The 373-nt window shown below is 69.7% G+C and carries 1 protein-coding gene; it reads right to left on the reverse strand.

Going from position 1 to position 373, the window contains the following annotated elements:
- Positions 1-373: DUF222 domain-containing protein (locus BST38_RS28850; RefSeq protein WP_133057274.1), on the reverse strand; the 373-nt coding region annotated here is incomplete at both ends.

Genomic DNA, 373 nt, shown 5'->3' on the forward strand with positions numbered 1-373 from the left:
GTGGGGGCACCGAATTCCAGCGCCGGCCCGATCTCGGCATCACGGGATTTACGCACCGCGTCCGGATCGTGGCGCTCGACGATCTCATCGATGGTGGCCTCGGTGGCCTTCACCGACAACGCCCCCCACCCCGCCACCGTCGCGGCCAGCTCAGCGTCCACGGCGGCGATCAGGGCGGGGTCGGTGATCAGATCGGTGCGGGTGATGATCGCGCGCACCAGCAGCTCCGAGATCACCCCGGCCAGAAACAATGCCCCCACTCGGGGGAGGCGGTCGCGTAGCACCACCGCCCGGTAGGTCTGGTGCAGCGCCAACCCTTGGGTGATCCGATACGCCGCGGCGATCTCGGCGGTCACCGCGGCCTGGGGATCGA

Origin of the sequence: Mycolicibacterium parafortuitum, from assembly GCF_002086815.1 — a bacterium.
Classification (GTDB): domain Bacteria; phylum Actinomycetota; class Actinomycetes; order Mycobacteriales; family Mycobacteriaceae; genus Mycobacterium; species Mycobacterium parafortuitum.